The organism is Streptomyces sp. ISL-12, assembly GCF_018614415.1.
Taxonomy (GTDB): Bacteria; Actinomycetota; Actinomycetes; order Streptomycetales; family Streptomycetaceae; genus Streptomyces.
In genome coordinates this window covers 1-17,129 of sequence record NZ_JAGGOO010000109.1, presented here as the reverse complement: position 1 = coordinate 17,129, position 17,129 = coordinate 1, and the positions used below count along the sequence as shown (strand labels likewise).

Annotated in this window: 18 protein-coding genes; 9 read left to right on the top strand and 9 right to left on the bottom strand. The window is 73.6% G+C overall.

Annotated elements, in window-relative coordinates; translation table 11 throughout:
* Window positions 1-37: 37 nt before the first annotated feature.
* The 4 genes from J7I94_RS27300 to J7I94_RS27285 all read right to left on the bottom strand — a co-directional run bounded on the left by J7I94_RS27300 (window position 38) and on the right by J7I94_RS27285 (window position 6,292).
* Complete coding sequence (locus J7I94_RS27300) at window positions 38-3,694, bottom strand: serine protease (protein WP_215171088.1); 3,657 nt, start codon at window positions 3,692-3,694, stop codon at window positions 38-40.
* A 32-nt stretch (window positions 3,695-3,726) separates the two neighbouring features.
* Window positions 3,727-4,068, bottom strand: a complete 342-nt coding sequence (locus J7I94_RS27295) for a CU044_2847 family protein (protein WP_215171086.1) — start codon at window positions 4,066-4,068, stop codon at window positions 3,727-3,729.
* A gap of 65 nt (window positions 4,069-4,133) precedes the next feature.
* Window positions 4,134-5,600 (bottom strand): HAMP domain-containing sensor histidine kinase, encoded by a 1,467-nt coding sequence (locus tag J7I94_RS27290; protein WP_308114713.1) that lies wholly within the window; start codon window positions 5,598-5,600, stop codon window positions 4,134-4,136.
* Window positions 5,597-6,292 (bottom strand): response regulator transcription factor, encoded by a 696-nt coding sequence (locus J7I94_RS27285; protein ID WP_215171084.1) that lies wholly within the window; start codon window positions 6,290-6,292, stop codon window positions 5,597-5,599. The genes J7I94_RS27290 and J7I94_RS27285 overlap by 4 nt, the downstream gene beginning before the upstream one ends.
* Window positions 6,293-6,485: 193 nt before the next feature.
* On the opposite strand from J7I94_RS27285, the gene J7I94_RS27280 reads away from it, so the two are divergent.
* The 6 genes from J7I94_RS27280 (at window position 6,486) to J7I94_RS27255 (ending at window position 11,609) form a co-directional block, all read left to right on the top strand.
* A complete protein-coding gene (locus J7I94_RS27280; protein WP_215171221.1) occupies window positions 6,486-7,769 on the top strand; it encodes a ferric reductase-like transmembrane domain-containing protein in 1,284 nt (427 codons plus the stop codon).
* 27 nt (window positions 7,770-7,796) lie between these two features.
* Window positions 7,797-8,213, top strand: a complete 417-nt coding sequence (locus tag J7I94_RS27275) for an FMN-binding protein (protein WP_215171082.1) — start codon at window positions 7,797-7,799, stop codon at window positions 8,211-8,213.
* Window position 8,214: 1 nt separating this feature from the next.
* Window positions 8,215-8,952: an FAD:protein FMN transferase gene (locus J7I94_RS27270; protein ID WP_215171080.1), complete on the top strand. Its 738-nt coding sequence runs from the start codon at window positions 8,215-8,217 to the stop codon at window positions 8,950-8,952.
* A 196-nt stretch (window positions 8,953-9,148) separates the two neighbouring features.
* Window positions 9,149-10,276: an ABC transporter ATP-binding protein gene (locus J7I94_RS27265; RefSeq protein ID WP_215171078.1), complete on the top strand. Its 1,128-nt coding sequence runs from the start codon at window positions 9,149-9,151 to the stop codon at window positions 10,274-10,276.
* On the top strand, window positions 10,273-10,947 hold the full coding sequence (locus J7I94_RS27260; protein WP_215171076.1) for an ABC transporter permease: 675 nt from the start codon (window positions 10,273-10,275) through the stop codon (window positions 10,945-10,947). Before J7I94_RS27265 ends, J7I94_RS27260 begins: the two co-directional genes overlap by 4 nt.
* Window positions 10,944-11,609 (top strand): ABC transporter permease, encoded by a 666-nt coding sequence (locus J7I94_RS27255; protein ID WP_215171074.1) that lies wholly within the window; start codon window positions 10,944-10,946, stop codon window positions 11,607-11,609. Before J7I94_RS27260 ends, J7I94_RS27255 begins: the two co-directional genes overlap by 4 nt.
* On the opposite strand, the gene J7I94_RS27250 is transcribed toward J7I94_RS27255, so the two are convergent.
* The gene (locus tag J7I94_RS27250) at window positions 11,586-12,203 is read right to left on the bottom strand and encodes a TetR-like C-terminal domain-containing protein (protein ID WP_215171072.1); all 618 of its coding nucleotides are present in this window, start codon (window positions 12,201-12,203) and stop codon (window positions 11,586-11,588) included. The two genes, J7I94_RS27255 and J7I94_RS27250, sit on opposite strands and share 24 nt — an antisense overlap.
* Before the next feature lie 159 nt (window positions 12,204-12,362).
* Between J7I94_RS27250 and J7I94_RS27245 the strand changes: the two genes are divergently transcribed.
* From J7I94_RS27245 to J7I94_RS27235, 3 genes are read left to right on the top strand one after another with little or no spacing between them, the layout of a single operon-like run.
* On the top strand, window positions 12,363-13,610 hold the full coding sequence (locus tag J7I94_RS27245) for an MFS transporter (RefSeq protein WP_215171070.1): 1,248 nt from the start codon (window positions 12,363-12,365) through the stop codon (window positions 13,608-13,610).
* A gap of 55 nt (window positions 13,611-13,665) precedes the next feature.
* Window positions 13,666-14,487 carry an alpha/beta fold hydrolase gene (locus tag J7I94_RS27240; protein WP_215171068.1) on the top strand — a complete coding sequence of 274 codons (822 nt, stop codon included), beginning with the start codon at window positions 13,666-13,668 and terminating at the stop codon, window positions 14,485-14,487.
* A 47-nt stretch (window positions 14,488-14,534) separates the two neighbouring features.
* On the top strand, window positions 14,535-15,494 hold the full coding sequence (locus J7I94_RS27235; protein WP_215171066.1) for an ABC transporter substrate-binding protein: 960 nt from the start codon (window positions 14,535-14,537) through the stop codon (window positions 15,492-15,494).
* A gap of 6 nt (window positions 15,495-15,500) precedes the next feature.
* Here J7I94_RS27235 and J7I94_RS27230 read toward each other — a convergent pair whose 3' ends face one another.
* The 4 genes from J7I94_RS27230 to J7I94_RS27215 all read right to left on the bottom strand — a co-directional run.
* Window positions 15,501-16,085 carry an ATP/GTP-binding protein gene (locus J7I94_RS27230; RefSeq protein ID WP_215171064.1) on the bottom strand — a complete coding sequence of 195 codons (585 nt, stop codon included), beginning with the start codon at window positions 16,083-16,085 and terminating at the stop codon, window positions 15,501-15,503.
* Window positions 16,072-16,431, bottom strand: coding sequence for a DUF742 domain-containing protein (locus J7I94_RS27225; protein WP_215171062.1), 360 nt, complete (start codon window positions 16,429-16,431; stop codon window positions 16,072-16,074). Before J7I94_RS27225 ends, J7I94_RS27230 begins: the two co-directional genes overlap by 14 nt.
* 1 nt (window position 16,432) lies before the next feature.
* Window positions 16,433-16,852, bottom strand: coding sequence for a roadblock/LC7 domain-containing protein (locus J7I94_RS27220; RefSeq protein WP_215171060.1), 420 nt, complete (start codon window positions 16,850-16,852; stop codon window positions 16,433-16,435).
* Window positions 16,849-17,129, bottom strand: a 281-nt coding sequence (locus tag J7I94_RS27215) for a hypothetical protein (protein ID WP_215171058.1), incomplete at its 5' end; no start/stop codon positions are given. The genes J7I94_RS27220 and J7I94_RS27215, both read right to left, overlap by 4 nt.

The window sequence follows — 17,129 nt, the reverse complement described above, 5'->3', positions numbered from 1 at the left end:
GTTCGCCGCCGGGCGCTGACGTCTCGCAGCCGTCCCGTCAGGTTTCGAGTACCGGACGGTCGGGTGCCTCCCCGCCCATGGTCTCGTACATCCACGGGTCGGCGCGCGGAACCTTGTTGAAGGTCAGGGCGCGGAGCAGGGGACCCACCTGGCGGCGGGCCTCGCCCACTGCCGATTCACCGCTGCGGAACCGGTCCAGGGCGGCGCGGGCCTCCTCCAGCTCGGGGGGCTCGTCGCCCTCCGTCTCCGCACGCGTCCGGTAGGAATCCGGCACCTCTCCGGTGGCCCACAGGCAGCTCGCCGCGCGGCGCACGGACACCTCCCCGCGCAGGAGGGCCGGGGCGTCCCGGGCGGGACCGAGCGCGGCCTCCTCCGCCTCGGCGAGCACGCGATGCGCGTGCTTCCAGGAGTCCTGGGACGCGTGCACCGCGCTCAGGTCGACGAGTGCCTCCAGTGCCCGGAGGTGCTCCTCGGCGCGCTGCCACAGGTGGGCTGCGCGGTGGAACTGGTGCGAGGCGGTGACCGGGTCGTCCAGGCGGCGGGCCGTATAACCGGCGTTGGAGTGCTCGTTGGCGGCGTTCGACGTGTTGCCCACCGCTTCCCACAGCCCGGCCGCGTCCTGGTAGAGCGCGAGGGCGGCGGCGTGGCCGCCCGCGTCCTCCTCGGCCAGACCGCACTGATTGCGGGCCATCGCCCGGTGGGTGCCGGTGCTCCACCGGTCGGCCAGCTCCACGGCCCGTCGGCCCCACCGCAGCGCCTTCTCGGTGTCGCCCAGGTGACGGGCGAGGCGGCTGTTGTTGATCGTCAGGGGAACCGCGGCGGACGGGCGGCCGGCGCTTTCCAGCAGGGCGACCGCGCGTTCGCCGGCCGCCAGCGCGCCGGCCCGGTCCGCCAGGTCCCACAGGGCGAGGCTGAGCTGGAACTCGGCCTCGGCGGCATCCTCGTCGAGCCGGTACTCACGGGCGAGGCGGACCGCCTGGCGCGCGGCGTCGGCCGCCGGGCCCGCGGCGTCGGCGGAGCGCAGCGTCTCCGCGTTGAGCAGGCACGCCTTGACGGCTTGCGCGGGCTGCCCCTGACGCAGAAGCAGGCCGATCCGGTCCTCGTTGACGGCGACCACGGCGTCGAGTTCGCCCCGGGCGCTGTACAGGACGTGCAGGCCGACGGCGAGGTCGGTGGCGAGGTCCAGCCACCCGTTGGCCGCCGCGAGCCGTTGCGCGGCGTGGAAGCGGCTGGGGTCCAGCTCCCCCGACAGCTGCGCGCCGGACGTCTGATCGGTGATCTCCGTCAGCCGTTCGCACAGGTAGGAGACCGAGTCCCGCTGGAAGGCCCGTACGACGTCGCTGTCCTCCTCCAGCTCCAGGCGTTCGGCGGCGAAGAGCCGCACCAGGTCGAACAGCCGGAAGGTGGCCAGCAGACCGCCCTCGGGCATGCGGACGAGGTCCTGGTGCGCCAGGCTGTGGTCCACCAGGCGGTTGAGCATCAGTTCCTGCCGCAACGCGGGCTGCCGCAGGCAGTGGCCGAGTTCCGCGCCGGTGACGGCGGAGCCCGGGGCGGCGGTGATCAGCCGCAGCACGCGGCGGGCCGGGGGGTCGAGGGTGTCGTGACTGAGCCGGATCGCCAGCCGGACGGCCCGGTCGCCCCAGGACAGGGTGTCCAGCCGAGCCTCCTCCAGCAGGTGGCGGAGGTAGGCCGGATCACCGCCCGAGGGCTGCGCCAGCCGGGCGCCGACGATCCGCAGGGCCAGCGGTACGTCGTCACAGAGGTGCGCCAGTCGGTGCAGCTCGGCCGACGTCCCGCCGTCCGGCGAGCCGGAGCCGCTGTCCTGCGCGCACCGCCGGAGCACCTCCACCGAGGCCTCCCGGTCCAAGCGCCCGACCTCGAACGTCAGCCCCGGACCGGCGTAGTCCTGAGCCCGGTTGCGTGAGGTGACGACGACCGCGCAGCCGGCGGGCGCCTTCACCAGCGGCCGGACGTGGGCCGCGTCGCGGGCGTTGTCCAGCACCAGCAGGACGCGCCGGTCGTGCAGCCGCGCCAGGAACGACGCGATCGTCCGGGCGTCGTCCCGCAGCGAGACGTCGGCGTCGAGGCCCAGGGCCTCGCTGACGATCCGCACCACGGTACGGACGCTCAGGCAGGCGTCCGGGACGAGTCCCTGGAGGTCGACGTAGAAGACTCCGCCGGGGAAGGCGGGCGCGAGCGCGCGAGCGGCCTCGACGGCGACGACGGAGGTGCCGACGCCGGGCTGCCCGGACAGGAACGCGGTCGCCGACCCGTACCGCGTCATGTTCCGGTCGATCTTGGAGACGATCCCGGCCACTTGTGCCGCGCGGCCGGCGGTGCACGGGTCCGCGAGGGGCAGGCGGCACATCTGCGCCGCGACGGAGACGAGTCCGGGTCGTTCGGCGGGCCGTCCGTGGCCGATCGCTCGCCGCCCCGGTCCGCTCGGTCCTGCCGTGGTCCGCTCACCCGGTCCGTTCCCCGCCGGACCACGGCCGGGCAGCCACACGGCCTCCACCGCCGCGGAGCGCGGCGCCGGGAGCCGGGCCGACAAGGCGTGCAGGAAACCGGAGAGCGGCAGCGCGTCCCCGTCCTCCAGCGCTTCCAGCAGGTAGCCGCGGCACGAACCGGCGATCCCCACGAGCACCCCGTCGCGCAGCGCGCCGGCGAGCGTGCGGCGGACTCCGGTGAGCAGCGCGCGGGCGACGTGGCCGGTCACCTCACCGGACCCGCCGGGGAACGGCCGCGACCACTGCCGTACCGCCTCGTCGTGGTCCGGGAGGCGGGGCAGCAGCGCGGCCGGCTCCAGGCCGTGCGACCGGAGTCTTCGCCGCAGGTCCTCGATCACCTCGGTGCTCCAGCCGCCCGCTGCCATCCGCGTCGCGAGGAGGTCGACGAGCCCGACGAACGGGCCCGTGCCCCGGCACGAGCCGTCCAGCGCGGCGAGGACCACCTCGGCCTCCCGGGCCGCCTCCGCCGGGCCGGCCGCCGGGACCGGGGCGAGCGGGGCCGGGGCCGGTCCGCCGCCGTCCGCGGACAGCTCGATGCCCACGGTGTCCCCCAGTACCAGCCGCTGCCGCACCGTGACCTGGCCGTGGGCCGTCAGCAGCCGGGTGAGGTCCTCCGTCCTGGCCACCCAGACCGTGTCCCGCAGCCAGCCGCCGGCGCTGTGGTACCGCTCCGACACGACGCCCACGACCCGCCCGTCGTCCCCGCGCAGGACCGGCGCGCCGCTCATACCGGTGAGCACGGCGGAGCACGACAGCCGTCCCAGCGCGACGCCGTCCCGTTCGGTCGCGCCCTGCCACTCGCCCGTGGCCTGCAGGAACTCGTAGCGGTGGCCGGGATCGTCCACCTCCGCGACGCCGCTGACCACCACCTTCGTCCCCGGCGGCACCGAGTCCGTCGGCACCCACCCGGGAACCGACTCCGCCAGCGGCTCCGCCCGGCGCAGGACGGCCAGGTCCCCTACGGCGTCGACCGCGGCGACGGTCGCGGGGGCGGGGCCCGCCGACCCGTCGAGCGCGTCGACGGCGACCTCCTGGCCCGCCGCGCCGCGGCCCAGGCCCTCCAGGACGTGCCGGGCCGTGACGAGCAGGCCGGGCGTCACCTGGAAGCAGGTGCCGGCCGGGTCCCCGCCCGGCCCCAGCACCCGCCCCAGGCTGCCCGGGACCCCCGGACGCCGTGCATGGTCCATACCCACTTCCCCCTGTCCGCGGGCGGCGGAACCTACGGCCTGCTCTCCGCCTCCGGCGCCCGGTACGTCATCCGCACGACCAGGGACGCCTCGCCGGAGGAACCGACCAGGACTACGTTCCCCTGCACGGACAGGCGCAGTCCGAACTCGACCTCGACCTGTTCGGGGCGTACCGCCTGCGCGCGCAGCCGGCCCACCGCCTGGGCCGCCGAGGTGCCGATCTCCACCACGGCGTCGCGGACCTGGTCGAAGGAGTCGGTGACCCGCCGGCCCGCCTCGCCCAGCCGTGACGTGGGTTCGGAGCCGGCCACGGGCACGGTTTCCACCAGGAGTTCGACGTCGCCGACGCGCACGGGAAGCATCCGGTTGCTCATGCGGCCAACCTGCCACAGAGCGGCCCGCGCTGTCCGTCGATCGGCGTATGGGGGGGGTGCCGGGGTCACCGGCCGCCGGTGGCCCTGCCGCCCAGCGGCAGCGTCACGCGGAACACCGTCGCCCCCGGCTCGCTGTCCAGCTCCACCGTGCCGCCGTGGGCGAGGACCAGGGAGCGGACCACCGCCAGGCCCAGCCCGCTGCCGCCGCGGTCGCGGGTGCGGGCCTTGTCGACGCGGTAGAAGCGGTCGAAGACCCGTGCCCGGTCGGCGGGCGGGATGCCCGGTCCCGCGTCGGCCACCTCGACCCGGGCCGCCTGCGTGTCGTGGGTGACGCGCAGGGTCACCTCCGTGCCGGGCGGGGTGTGCACGGCCGCGTTGGTGAGGAGGTTGTCCAGGACCTGGCGGATGCGTTGCGGGTCGAGCCGGAGCCGCACCGGGTCAGGACCGGCGGACACCGTCAGCTCACGCCCCGGGTGCGAGGCGCGGAACGCGTCGGCGGCCTGGCGGGCCAGGTCGGTCAGGTCGCTGTCGGCCATCCGCAGCGGGGTCTCCACCTCGGCCGCGTCCAGCCGGGCGAGGAGCAGCAGGTCGTCCAGGAGCACGCCCATCCGGGCCGCCTCGGCGCGCAGCCGGGCCAGGTGCTTCTCCCGTTCGCCGGGTTCGTTGGCCGCCGCGTACTGGAAGAGGTCGGCGTAGCCCCGTACCGACATCAGCGGGGTGCGCAGTTCGTGCGAGGCGTCGGCGACGAACCGGCGCAGCCGCCGCTCCGCCTCGGCGCGTACCGCGAGGGAGTCGTCGATGTGCTCCAGCATCGCGTTGAACGCGGTGCGCAGCTCCGCCACCTCGCGCCCGCCGTCCCGCCCGGAGTCCCGCAGCGGCAGCCGGGCCGCCGACTCGGTCAGGTCGTGCGAGGCGATGCCGTGCGCGGTGTGCGCCATGTCGCTCAGCGGCTGCAGCCCGCGCCGCAGCATCCGCCGCCCGAACACCACCAGCGCCAGCAGCGCGAGGCCGAAGGCGACGACCTGTACGGCGATCAGATGGTCCATGGTGTTCTCGACGTCGCCCAGCGGCGCGGCGCTGACCAGCACCACCCCCGGCTCCACCTCGCAGGCCCGCAACAGGTACGGGCCCCGCCCGTCGATCCGGACGGTGCGCGTGATGTCCTCGTCCGCGTCGGCCATCTCCTCGGCCAGCGTGGTCAGCGCACCCGGGTCCGAGGGCACCTCGGCGGGCTTGCGCAGGTCGGCCGAGGAGCCGGAGACGTCGTAGACGGCCGTGTACCAGCCGTAGTACGGCTTGCGCTGCACCGTGCCGTGCTCGGCCGCGTCCTTGGTCTGCACCACCTGCGCCAGCTTCATCTGGTCGACGAGCCGCGCCTCCAGGTAGTCCCGCATGTACGTGGTCAGCGCCGTGCCGACCACGGCGAACGCCAGCAGCGACAGCGCGCCCAGGCCGAGGGCGAGACGGGTGCCGAGCCGCGAGCCGTGGTAGGCCCGCCACAGCCGCCGTACCGGCCGGGCCGGCCGTATCACGGGGCCGCCCGGCGCAGCGCGTACCCGAAGCCGCGCACCGTGTGGATCAGCGGACCGCCGCCGCCCGCCTCGTCCAGCTTGCGGCGCAGCCGGCTGACGACCAGCTCGACGACGTTGGACCGGCCGCCGAAGCCGTACTCCCACACGTGGTCCAGGATCTGCGCCTTGGTCAGCACGGTCGGGGACTTGCGCATCAGGTAGCGCAGCACCTCGTACTCGGTGGGGGTGAGGGACAGCAGGGTCTCGCCGCGCCGCACCTGGCGGGTGTCCTCGTCCATCGTCAGGTCGGCCACGCTCAGTACGGAACGCTGGAAGCCGGGTCCGGCGCTGCGCCGCAGCACGGTCCGCAGCCGGGCCATCAGCTCCTCCACCGCGAACGGCTTGACCAGGTAGTCGTCACCGCCCCGGGTCAGCCCCGCCACCCGGTCGGCGACCTGGTCGCGGGCGGTGAGGAACACCACCGGCACCTGCGTCCCCGAGCGGCGCAGCCGGTCCAGGACGCCGAAGCCGTCGAGGTCCGGCAGCATCAGGTCGAGCACCACGATGTCCGGACGGAACACGGCGGCGGTGCGCAGCGCTTCCTCGCCGGAGTTGGCGGTGACCGCCTCCCAGCCCTCGTACCGGGCGACCGTGGCGACCAGGTCGGCGATGGGCGGGTCGTCGTCCACGACGAGGAGTCGTACTTTTTCCACCCGCCCATAGTGCGTCACCCGGGACGCACAGCCGAGTCCCAGGTCATCGCCGTACCGGGATCGATAACCAGTCGAAAGCCGTCCGACAGGAAAACGACAGGGCGCGCGGGTCAAGCTCAGGGGCGTGACCACTGCCCCGCGCGCTCCCCGTGTCGTCCAGCCGCCCCCCGCTCCGGCTCTCCGCCCCCGGGTGGTGGCCCGTACCGGCCTGTACGCGTTGCTCGCCGCCAACGCGGCCGTCGTGGCCGTCCTCTTCGTCCAGGGCGGCTTCGCCTCCAACGCGCTGATCGTGCTGGGCCGGCTGGCCGGGCTGTACGGCGCCCTGTTGATGGCGTTCCAGCTGCTGCTGGTCGCCCGCCTGCCCTGGCTGGACCGGCGGATCGGCATGGACCGGCTGACGTCCTGGCACCGCTGGACCGGCTTCGGCGTGCTGTGGACGCTGCTCGCCCACGTCGTGCTGATCACCTTCGGGTACGCGCAGGCGTCCTCGCTGGACCCGCTGAACCAGCTCGTCGACCTCGCGGAGACCGTCGAGGGCGTGCTGCGGGCGGTGGTCGCCTTCGCGCTGCTGCTGGTGATCGGCGGCGCCTCGGCCCGTGCCGCGCGGCGCCGGATGGCGTACGAGACCTGGCACTTCCTGCACCTGTACACCTACGTCGCGGTGGTGCTCGCCTTCACCCACCAGGTCGCCGTCGGGACCAGCTTCGCGTCCTCGTCGTGGGGGACGGCGTACTGGTACGTCCTGTGGGGCGGCGCGCTGGGCGCGGTCTTCGTCGGGCGGCTGGCGCTGCCGCTGTGGCGCAACGGGCGGCACCGGCTGCGCGTGACGGCCGTGGTGCCGGAGAACGACCAGGTGGTGTCCGTGTACGTCACCGGGCGGGACCTGGAGCGGCTGCCCGCGCGGGCGGGGCAGTTCTTCCTGTGGCGGTTCCTGACCCGGGACCGCTGGTGGCAGGCCAACCCCTTCTCGCTGTCCGCCGCGCCCGACGGCCGCACCCTCCGGCTCACCGTCAAGACGGCCGGGGACGGGACGGCGGCGCTACGGCACCTCGAGCCCGGCACCCGGGTCTTCGCCGAGGGCCCCTACGGAGCCTTCACCGCGCTGCACCGCACCCGCCCGGACGCCGTGCTCATCGCGGGCGGCGTCGGCGTCACGCCGATCCGGGCGCTCCTTGAGGAGCTGGACGGGCACGCCGTCGTCGTCTACCGGGTCGGCGCCGACCGGGACGCGGTCCTGTACGACGAACTCCGCGACCTCGCCGCCGCCAAGGGCGCCGAGCTGCACCTGGTGACCGGGCCGCCGGTGCCCGACCGGCTGGCCCCGGCCGAACTGGCCCGGCTGGTCCCCGACATCACCGGCCGCGACGTCTTCCTGTGCGGACCGCCGCCCATGATGAACGCCGTACTGGGCAGCCTGCGCGAGCTGGGCGTGCCCGGGCCGCAGATCCATTTCGAGCGCTTCGGCCTGGCCGGCTGAGGCGGCGACGAGAGACGAGAGCACGCCGTGAAACGAGCCATTCCCGTTCTGGTCCTCAGCGTCGCGGGGCTGATTCCCGTGTGGCGGTACGCGCCGTCGACCGAGACGGCGACCACGACGACCACGACCACCGAGGCCGCTCCCGCCCCGACGCCCACGGTGTCTTCCTCGGGCGGTACCACCGAGCGGACCGTCGCCGGTTCGACCGTGAACACCGAGAAGGGGCCCGTGCAGGTCCAGGTGACCTTCGAGGGCGAGCGGATCACCGCCGTCACCATGCTCCAGCAGCCGAACCACCCGCAGACCACGGCCGCCGTGCCGCAGCTCGTCCAGGAGACGCTCCAGGCACAGAGCGCCGACATCGACACCGTCTCCGGCGCCACCGTCACCAGCGACGGCTACCGCGAGTCCCTCCAGGCCGCCCTCGACGCCGGCGGCGCCTGAGATGCGGCGCGTCGAGCACGTCATGGGGTTCCCGGTCTCCCTGCGGGTGGACGACGAGGACGTGCCCGAGCGGGCCGCCGACGCCGTCTTCGCCTGGCTGCGCGAGGTCGACGCCCGGTTCAGTCCCTTCCGGGCCGACAGCGAGGTGTGCCGGCTGGACCGGGGCGAGTCGTTCCGGACGAGCGACGACCTGCGGGAGGTGCTCGCGCTGTGCGAGGAGTACCGGGCGGCCACCGGCGGCGCGTTCGACGCCCGGCTGCCGGGGCGGGGGCTCGACCCCTGCGCGGTGGTGAAGGGCTGGTCGGTGCAGCGGGCGGCCGGACTGCTGACGGCGGCCGGGGCACGCCGCTTCTGCCTCAACGCCGGCGGTGACGTGGTCGCCGCCGGCGGCCCCTGGCGGGTGGGGATACGGCACCCCGAGCACGCCGACCGGCTGTGCGCGGTGCTCGACATCACCGACGCGGCGGTCGCGACCTCCGCCCGCTACGAGCGCGGCGACCACATCATCGACGGGCGTACCGGGGCACCGGCGACCGGCCTGCTCAGCCTGACGGTGGTGGCCCCCACCCTCACCGAGGCCGACCCGGTCGCCACCGCCGCCTTCGCGCTCGGCCCCGAGGGCGTCACCTGGGCCGCGGCACGGGCGGGCTGCGAGGTGTTCGCGGTGGACGCGGAGCGCCGGGTGCTGCGCTCGCCGGGACTGCCGGTGGTGGAATCCGGCCGGGGGGCGGTGGCGTGACGGGCCGACAGCCGGGCGGCCGGGAGCGGCGCGGGTCAACGGGCGTGAGGGCGGCGGCGTAACGGTCCGCAAGCCGGGGCGGGTGAGCGGGGCGGCCGCGTCTAGACTCACCCGGCAGCCGCGCACGCGACTGCCCGTACGACCTCTGGCCGGCACTTCCCGGAATGTCCGCCCCACCCGAAGGGTATTCGGCGCTTTGATACGGATGGAATCAGTCACCAAGCGGTACCCGGACGGCACGGTGGCGGTGGACCGGCTGTCGCTGGAGATACCCGACCGCTCGATCACGGTCCTCGTCGGCCCCTCGGGCTGCGGCAAGACCACGACCCTGCGGATGATCAACAGGATGGTCGAGCCCAGCGAGGGCACCGTCCTCCTCGACGGCGAGGACGTCACGCGGCAGCCCGTCACCACCCTGCGCCGCTCCATGGGGTACGTCATCCAGAACGCCGGTCTCTTCCAGCACCGGACGATCGTCGACAACATCGCCACCGTGCCCCGCATGCTCGGCTGGAGCAAGCAGCAGGCCCGCGACCGGGCGGCGGAGCTGATGGAGCGGGTCGGCCTCGACCCCTCCCTCGCCAAGCGCTACCCGTACCAGCTCTCCGGCGGCCAGCAGCAGCGCGTCGGCGTGGCCCGGGCGCTCGCGGCCGACCCGCCGGTGCTGCTGATGGACGAGCCGTTCTCCGCCGTCGACCCGGTGGTCCGCAAGGGCCTCCAGGACGAACTCCTGCGCATCCAGGAGGAACTGGGCAAGACCATCGTCTTCGTCACCCATGACATCGACGAGGCCATCAAACTCGGCACGATGGTCGCGGTGCTGCGCGAGGGCGGTCACCTCGCCCAGTACGCGCCCCCGGCCGAACTGCTCTCCGACCCCGCCGACGCCTTCGTCGAGGACTTCCTCGGCGCCGACCGGGGCGTGCGGCGGCTGTCCTTCTTCCCCTCCGCCGAACTGGAGCTGACGACCGCCCCGGTGGTGCCGGTGGACGCCACCGCCAAGCGGCTCGGCGCCGCCGCGAAGTCCCCGTACGTGCTGGTCACCGACGCCGACGGACGGCCGCTCGGCTGGAGCGAGCCGCGCGGACTCACCCCGGGCGACATCGACCCGGCGCGGCTGCTGCCGTACGGGCGGCCGTTCACGCCCGGCACCGACTCGCTGCGCGCCGCCCTCGACTGCGCGGTGCTGTCACCGACCGGCTGGGCCGTCGCCGTGGACGCCGACGGCAAGGTCACCGGCGTCGTCTCGCAGACGGTCATCGGCGACGCGATCCGCGCCGCGCACGCGGAACACACCGCGGCTGCCGCCGGGGCCGTGTCGTGAACGGCTTCTTCGACATCCCCAGCGACCTCCAGAACAGCTGGCCCGGACTGATCGGCCTGCATCTGCGCGAGGCCCTGCTGCCGGTCCTGGCGGGGCTGGTCCTCGCCCTGCCGCTGGCCCAGCTCTGCGTCCGCTTCCGCTGGCTGTACCCGCCGGTGCTCGGCGTGACGACGGTCCTCTACGCGATCCCGTCCCTGGCCTTCTTCGTCGTCCTCATCGACTACACCGGCCAGACCGAGCTGACCGTGATGACCCCGCTGGCCGTCTACAGCCTGGTCGTCCTCGTCCCGGCCATCGTCGACGGCGTCCGCTCGGTCCCGCAGGAGACCCTGGCCGCCGCGACGGCGATGGGCTTCGGGCCCGTACGGCGGTACGCGCAGGTGCAGTTGCCGATCGCCGTGCCCGCGATCGTGGCCGGCCTGAGGGTCGCGGTCGTCTCCAGCATCTCGCTGGTCAGCGTCGGTGCCCTCATCGGCAACCAGGGCGCCCTCGGCAACCTGCTGGCCGCCGCGCAGAAGTACGACCGGCCCGAACTGGCCGCCAACTCCGTCATCACCACGGCCCTCCTGGCGATCGCCTGCGACGCGGCCCTGGTCGGACTGCGCGCCCTGCTGACCCCGTGGATGCCGCGCGGCACCCGCACCCGCCGCCCGGCGGTGGTGGCCGAGTGAACGTCCTGGACTTCGTCAACGCCTTCTTCAGCGACAGCGCCCACTGGCACGGCTACGACGGCATTCCGCAACGCCTGCTGGAACACGTCCAGTACTCGCTGCTGGCCCTCGGCATCGCCGCCCTGATCGGCCTGCCGGTCGGCCTGGTCACCGGGCACACCGGGCGCGGCGGCAACGCGCTCGCCTTCGTCGCCACCGCCGCCCGCGCGCTGCCCAGCTTCGGACTGCTGGTGCTGATCGTCATCATGATGGGCTTCGGCCTGCTGCCGGTGATGATCCCGCTGGTCGTCCTCGCCGTCCCGCCGATCCTGGTCACCACCTACGAGGCGGTCCGCTCCGTGGACCCCGCCCCGGTGGACGCCGCCCGCGGCATGGGCATGCGCGAGTCCCGCGTCCTGCTCCAGGTCGAACTGCCGGTCGCCCTGCCGCTGATCCTCAGCGGACTGCGCTCGGCGGCCATCCAGATCGTCTCGACGGCCACCATCGCCGCGTACGTCAGTCTGGGCGGCCTCGGCCGGTACATCGTCGACGGGCTCTACCAGCGCGACTACGAGAAGGTGGTGGGCGGCGCCACGCTGGTGGCCGTCCTGGCCCTGGTCACGCTGGCCCTGTTCTGGGCGGCCGGCCGGCTGGCGGTGTCACCGGGGGTCCGCAGGCGCTGAGGCCGCCGAGGAGGCCGCCGCCTCGTCCGGCAGCAGGTGCGCGACGAGGGTGTGGGCCCACTCGGTGGTGAGCGGCAGGCCGGTGAAGACGGCGCGGTAGTAGAGGGGCGCGAGGATGGCGTCCGTGGTGTGTTCGAGGCTCGGGGCGGCGCCGCCCCGGGCCTCTTCCCGTTCCAGGATCGCTTCGAGCTGGCGCCGGCGGTCCGCGGAGCAGGCGGCGGCGCCCTGCTCCCCGCCGGTGCCGATGGTGGCGCGGACCAGGGCGAGGGTGTCCGGGTCGCCGAGGTCCTTGGCCAGGTCGGACGCGTAGCGCTCCAGGTCGCCGCGGAGGCTGCCGGTGTCCGGCACCACGATGTCGCCGGAGAAGCGGCTGGTCATGACGTCGGAGAGCAGGTCGCCGACGGTGCCCCAGCGGCGGTAGACCGTGGTGGCGTGCACTCCGGCGCGGGCGGCGACGACGGGGATCGTCGGGGGCTCGGCGGCGTCGTCGGCGACCAGTTCCTTGACGGCCCGGTGGACCGCCGCGCGGACGCGGGCGGAGCGGCCTCCTGGCCGGCTCCCGGACTGCGGGGCGGGGGAAGCGGTGGTGGACATCAGACCAGTATCGCACTGATCACTGCGCTAGCGAGCCCGCCGGTGAGAGCCGAGAGGTGCGGCCGACGATGATGCAGTGATCACTGCATTAATAATGCAACGATCTATGCGTTTGTGCTAGCCTGCGGCCACTAACGCATAGATCGTTGCGAGGCTTTCATGTCCGTCGACACCGCTGTATCCGCTCTGTCCGCGACGCCGTCCGGCACGGCCCGGCGCCGTGTGGCACGCGGGGGCGCCTTCCTCGCCGTGGCCGCCGTCTTCGTCGCCTTCCTGGCCGCGTCCGCCGTGCCGTCCCCGCTCTACTCCGTCTACCAGGGGCAATGGCACTTCTCGGCCTGGGTGCTGACCGTCGTCTTCGCCCTGTACGTGGCCGGTCTGCTGGGCTCGCTGCTCGTCGTCGGCGCGCTCTCGGACCACGTCGGCCGCCGGCCGGTGCTCGCCGCGTCGATCGCGCTGGAGGCGGTCGCGCTCGTCCTGTTCCTCACCGCAGGGAACGTGTACGTCCTGGCCGCCGCCCGGATCCTCCAGGGCGTCGCCACCGGGGCGGCGAGCACCACCCTGAGCGCCGCCCTCGTCGACCTCGAACCGTCGCACGCCCGGGGACGCGCCGGCGTCGTCACCTCGGTCGCGCCGCTGGCCGGGCTCGCCCTCGGAGCCCTCGGCTCCGGTGTCCTGGTCGAGTTCGGCCCCGCCCCGACCCGGCTGGTCTACGCCGTGCTGCTCGGCGTCATGGCGGTGGCGGCGCTGGTCACCGCCGTCCTGCCGGAGACCTCACCGCGCCGGCCCGGCGCCGTCGCCTCCCTGCGCCCCCGGGCCGCGCTGCCCGCGCACCTGCGTGCGGACATCGTCCCGGTGGTACCGGTGATGATCGCCGGCTGGGCCCTGGCCGGGCTGTTCCTCTCCCTCGGCCCGTCCGTCGCCGCCCAACTGCTGGGGCTGCACAGCCGTCTGTCCGGCGGCATCGTCGTGACCCTGCTGACCGGCACCGGGGCGCTCGCGGTCGCCGTACTGCGGTCCCGTTCCGCCGCCTCGCTGCTGGCCCCGTCGTCCGCCCTGCTCGGCGTCGGCGTCCTGGCCGCGCTCGTCGGCACGATGGCGGACCTCGTCGGGCTCGCCGCCGCCGGCACGGTCGTCGCGGGCGTCGGGGTCGGCGCCTCGGCGCTGGCCACGATCGGCACCTTCGCCCGGATCGCCGCACCGCACGAGCGCAGCGCGGTCTTCGCCTCCGCCAACATCATCAACTACCTCGGCAACAGCGTGCCCGCCGTGCTCGGAGGCATCGCCGTCACCGCGCTGGGCCTGCGCACCGCGACCGAGATCTACGCACTGGCGATCGTGCTGGTCGTCCTCGCCGCCCTTCTCCTGCACTTCCACCAGCTCCGGACGCGGCGCCGGGCCGCCTGACCCGACCGCGTCGCCCTCACGCCGGTCCACCCCGACGATACCGACAGGAGTCACCATGACCACGTACGAACGCATCACGCACCACCTCCAGGTGCGGCGATCGGACCACACGACGATCCACTACACGGCGAGCGGCCCGGCCGACGGCCCGGTCCTCGTCCTCGTCCACGGCTGGGCGTGCCGCCGCGAGGACTTCGACGCGGTGACCGCCCATCTGCCCGCACACCTGCGCGTCCTCGCGGTCGACCTCGCCGAGCACGGCGCCTCGCGGTCGACGCGGGACGTGTGGACCATGACGGAGTTCGCCCGTGACGTGGCGGCGGTCCTGGAGGCCGAGGCGGCGGACACGGCCGTCGTGGCCGGGCACTCCCTCGGCGGAGCGGTCGCCGTGGAGGTGGGCCGGCTGCTCCCCGGCACGGTCACGCACGTGGTCGCCCTCGACTCACTGGTCTACCTGTCCCTGTTCCCGGCACAGAGCTCGGAGCAGACCGAGGCGATGGTACGGCTGTTCCGCGACGACTTCCCGGGCGCGGTGCGCGGCCTGGTCGAGGCCGGCTCACCGGCCGGGTTCGACCCGGCCCTCAAGGAGGCCTACTTCACGAAGATGGCCGCCGTACGGCAGCCCGCCGGCGTACGTGCCATCGAGGGCCTGGTGCGCTGGGACATGGACGCGGCACTGCGCGACACCCGGCAGCCGGTCACCGTGTTCGCGGTCCGCGACCTCACGGCGCCGGAGGCGATCGAGCGCTACGGCGACCGCCTCGACATCGTCCTCGTCGACCTGGGCAGCCACCACTTCCCGGTGGAGGCGCCCGAGGCCACCGCCGGGCTCCTGGCCGGGGTGATGTCCGGCTCCCGGAGCGTCAGGAAACCGTAATCAGACCGCTCTTGACTGACCGAGAAGCGGCGGGATGGGATCGGTGAATGACTTCTACGGCACGAAGCAGCAGGTCCAGGACGAGGCACACCGGTGCGGCGGCCGTCGCACTCACGGCCGCGGCGGCGCTGCTCGTGGGCTGTTCCTCCGGTGACGACGGCGGCGACAACCCCCTGGACGGGGAGAAGGCGGAGGCCGGCACGGTCGTCGTCGGCTCGAACAACTTCGCCGAGAGCACCCTGCTCGCCGACATCTACGGCGAGGCGCTCAAGGCCAAGGGCATCGAGGTCACCTACAAGCACAACATCGGCAGCCGCGAGACGACGTACGGGCTGATGAAGAACGGTTCCGTCACCGTCCTGCCCGAGTACAACGGCTCGCTGCTCGCCTACCTCGACGCCGACGCCGAGCAGACCTCCGCCGAGGCGGTGAACACGGCGGCCAAGGCCGCGCTCGACAAGAGCCTGACGCTGCTGGAGCCCTCGCCGGCCGAGGACAAGGACTCGGTGAGCGTCAACGCCGCGACGGCGGAGAAGTACAAGCTCACCTCGGACTCGACGCTCGCCGACCTGAAGGACATCGCCCCGGAGCTGGTGATCGGCGGCTCGCCCGAGTTCCAGACCCGGCAGCAGGGGCTGAAGGGCCTGGAGTCGGAGTACGGGCTGAAGTTCAAGTCGTTCAAGGCGCTGGACGCGGGCGGTCCGCTGACCCAGGCGGCGCTGACCAAGAACACCGTCCAGGCCGCGGACATCTTCACCACGGACCCGACCATCGTGAAGGAGAAGTTCGTCGTCCTGAAGGACCCGGACAACTTCTTCGGCTTCGCCAACGTCACCCCGCTGGTCAACAAGGAGGGGCTTTCCGAGGAGGGCGTCGCCGCCCTGAACGCGGTCTCCGCCGCGCTGGACACCGAGACGCTGCTCGACCTCGACGCCCAGGTGCAGCTGGAGAAGAAGGACCCGCTGGACGTGGCCAAGAGCTGGCTGGCGTCGGTGAAACTGGGCTGACCCCGGTCAGCCGTCCGCCGCGGCGATCAACTCGTCCACCAGGGCGATCAGTACGTCCCGTGAGGAGGTCCGCTCGCGCGCGTCGCACAGCAGCACCCGGACGTGGTCCGGCAGTGCCAGCGCGTCGCGGATCTCCTCCGGCGGATACGGGTGTTCCCCGTGGAAGCCGTTGACCCCGACGACGAACGGGATGCCCCGCCGTTCGAAGAAGTCGATGGCGGCGAAACTCGACTCGGGTCTGCGCACGTCCAGCAGGACCACCGCGCCCAGGGCCCCGATCGCCAGGTCGTTCCACATGAACCAGAACCGCTGCTGCCCCGGCGTACCGAACAGGTACAGCACGAGGTCGTCGCCGACGGTGATCCGGCCGAAGTCCAGCGCCACCGTGGTGGACCGTTTCTCCTCGATGCCGGCGAGGTCGTCGACGCCCAGGCCCGTCATGGTGAGCGGTTCCTCGGTGCGCAGCGGGGCGATCTCGCTGACCGACCCGACCATGGTGGTCTTGCCGACGCCGAAGCCGCCGGCGATGAGGATCTTCACCGCGTCGGGGGCGGCGGGCGCTGTCTTCACGGGGTGGTCAGAGCCGGCCAAGGCCTTCCCTCACTTTCCGTAGCAGGTCCAGGTCGGCGGTGGTGTGCGACACCGCGTGCGGCGCCCGTGCGGTGATCCGGCCGTCCTCCAGCAGGTCGCAGAGCAGGATGACCACCACGCTCACCGGCAGGTCGAGCAGGGCCGCCAGCTCCGCCACGGCGACGGGCTCGGCGCACAGCCGCAGGATGCGGGCGTGCTCCGGCTGACCCCGCGCCGCCCGCTCGGGCGGCGGGTGCACCGCGGTCACCGTCGTGATGAGGGTGAAGTCGGCGCGGCTGGGCCGGGTGCGCCCGCCAGTCAGGGCGAACGGCCGGACGAGCCGGCCCTCCGCGTCGCCTTCCCTCATGTCACTCGCCGACGGCCGTGCCGGACCGGGGGGCCGCGCTGAGGTGCTCGCCGATCTTCTTCACCAGCATGTTCATCTGGTACGCCACCACACCGACGTCCGCGTTCGGACCGGTGAGCACCACGAGGTGGGCGCCGGGACCGGCGGAGGTGAGGATCAGGTAGCTGTTGGCCATCTCGATCAGCGCCTGGCGGACCGGGCCGCCCCGGAAGTCCATGCTGACGCCCTTGCTCAGGCTCATCAGGCCCGAGGCGGTCGCCGCGAGCCGTTCCGCGTCGTCGCGCAGGAAGCCGGTGGACTTGCTGACGACCAGACCGTCCTCGGAGAGCACGACGGCCTGGTTCACGTCGGCGACCCGCTCCACGAGTCCGGTGAGCAACTGGTCCAGCTGGGTGTGGGTGGCGGGCGTGGGGCGTGTCATGGCGTGTCCTTCGTGAGCGGGCGGCGGGCGGAGTCCGGGAAGCGGCCGTCCCGCTCCTCGGGCTCCTCGTCATGTGCCTGGAGCGTGCCGCGCTGGAAACCGGCGAGGGAGGCGGCGGCACGCTCGGCGGTGAAGTCGGGGTAGCTGTCGCGGTCCTCGGGCGCGGTGGCGGTCCCGCCGGTTCCGCCGGTCCTGCCGTGGGCGCCGGGGGGCTCCTCGCGCAGCTCGGCGGCGAGACTCGTCTGCGGGACGCGGCGGGGGAGGGGGGAGGGGGAGC

What these genes read in the sequence shown, in the direction of transcription:
- J7I94_RS27300 (WP_215171088.1), bottom strand. Translation starts at nt 3,694, where the DNA reads ATGGACCATGCACGGCGTCCGGGGGTCCCGGGCAGCCTGGGGCGGGTG.
- J7I94_RS27295 (WP_215171086.1), bottom strand. Translation starts at nt 4,068, where the DNA reads ATGAGCAACCGGATGCTTCCCGTGCGCGTCGGCGACGTCGAACTCCTG.
- J7I94_RS27270 (WP_215171080.1), top strand. Translation starts at nt 8,215, where the DNA reads ATGCGGCGCGTCGAGCACGTCATGGGGTTCCCGGTCTCCCTGCGGGTG.
- J7I94_RS27250 (WP_215171072.1), bottom strand. Translation starts at nt 12,203, where the DNA reads ATGTCCACCACCGCTTCCCCCGCCCCGCAGTCCGGGAGCCGGCCAGGA.
- J7I94_RS27245 (WP_215171070.1), top strand. Translation starts at nt 12,363, where the DNA reads ATGTCCGTCGACACCGCTGTATCCGCTCTGTCCGCGACGCCGTCCGGC.
- J7I94_RS27240 (WP_215171068.1), top strand. Translation starts at nt 13,666, where the DNA reads ATGACCACGTACGAACGCATCACGCACCACCTCCAGGTGCGGCGATCG.
- J7I94_RS27235 (WP_215171066.1), top strand. Translation starts at nt 14,535, where the DNA reads ATGACTTCTACGGCACGAAGCAGCAGGTCCAGGACGAGGCACACCGGT.
- J7I94_RS27225 (WP_215171062.1), bottom strand. Translation starts at nt 16,431, where the DNA reads ATGAGGGAAGGCGACGCGGAGGGCCGGCTCGTCCGGCCGTTCGCCCTG.
- J7I94_RS27220 (WP_215171060.1), bottom strand. Translation starts at nt 16,852, where the DNA reads ATGACACGCCCCACGCCCGCCACCCACACCCAGCTGGACCAGTTGCTC.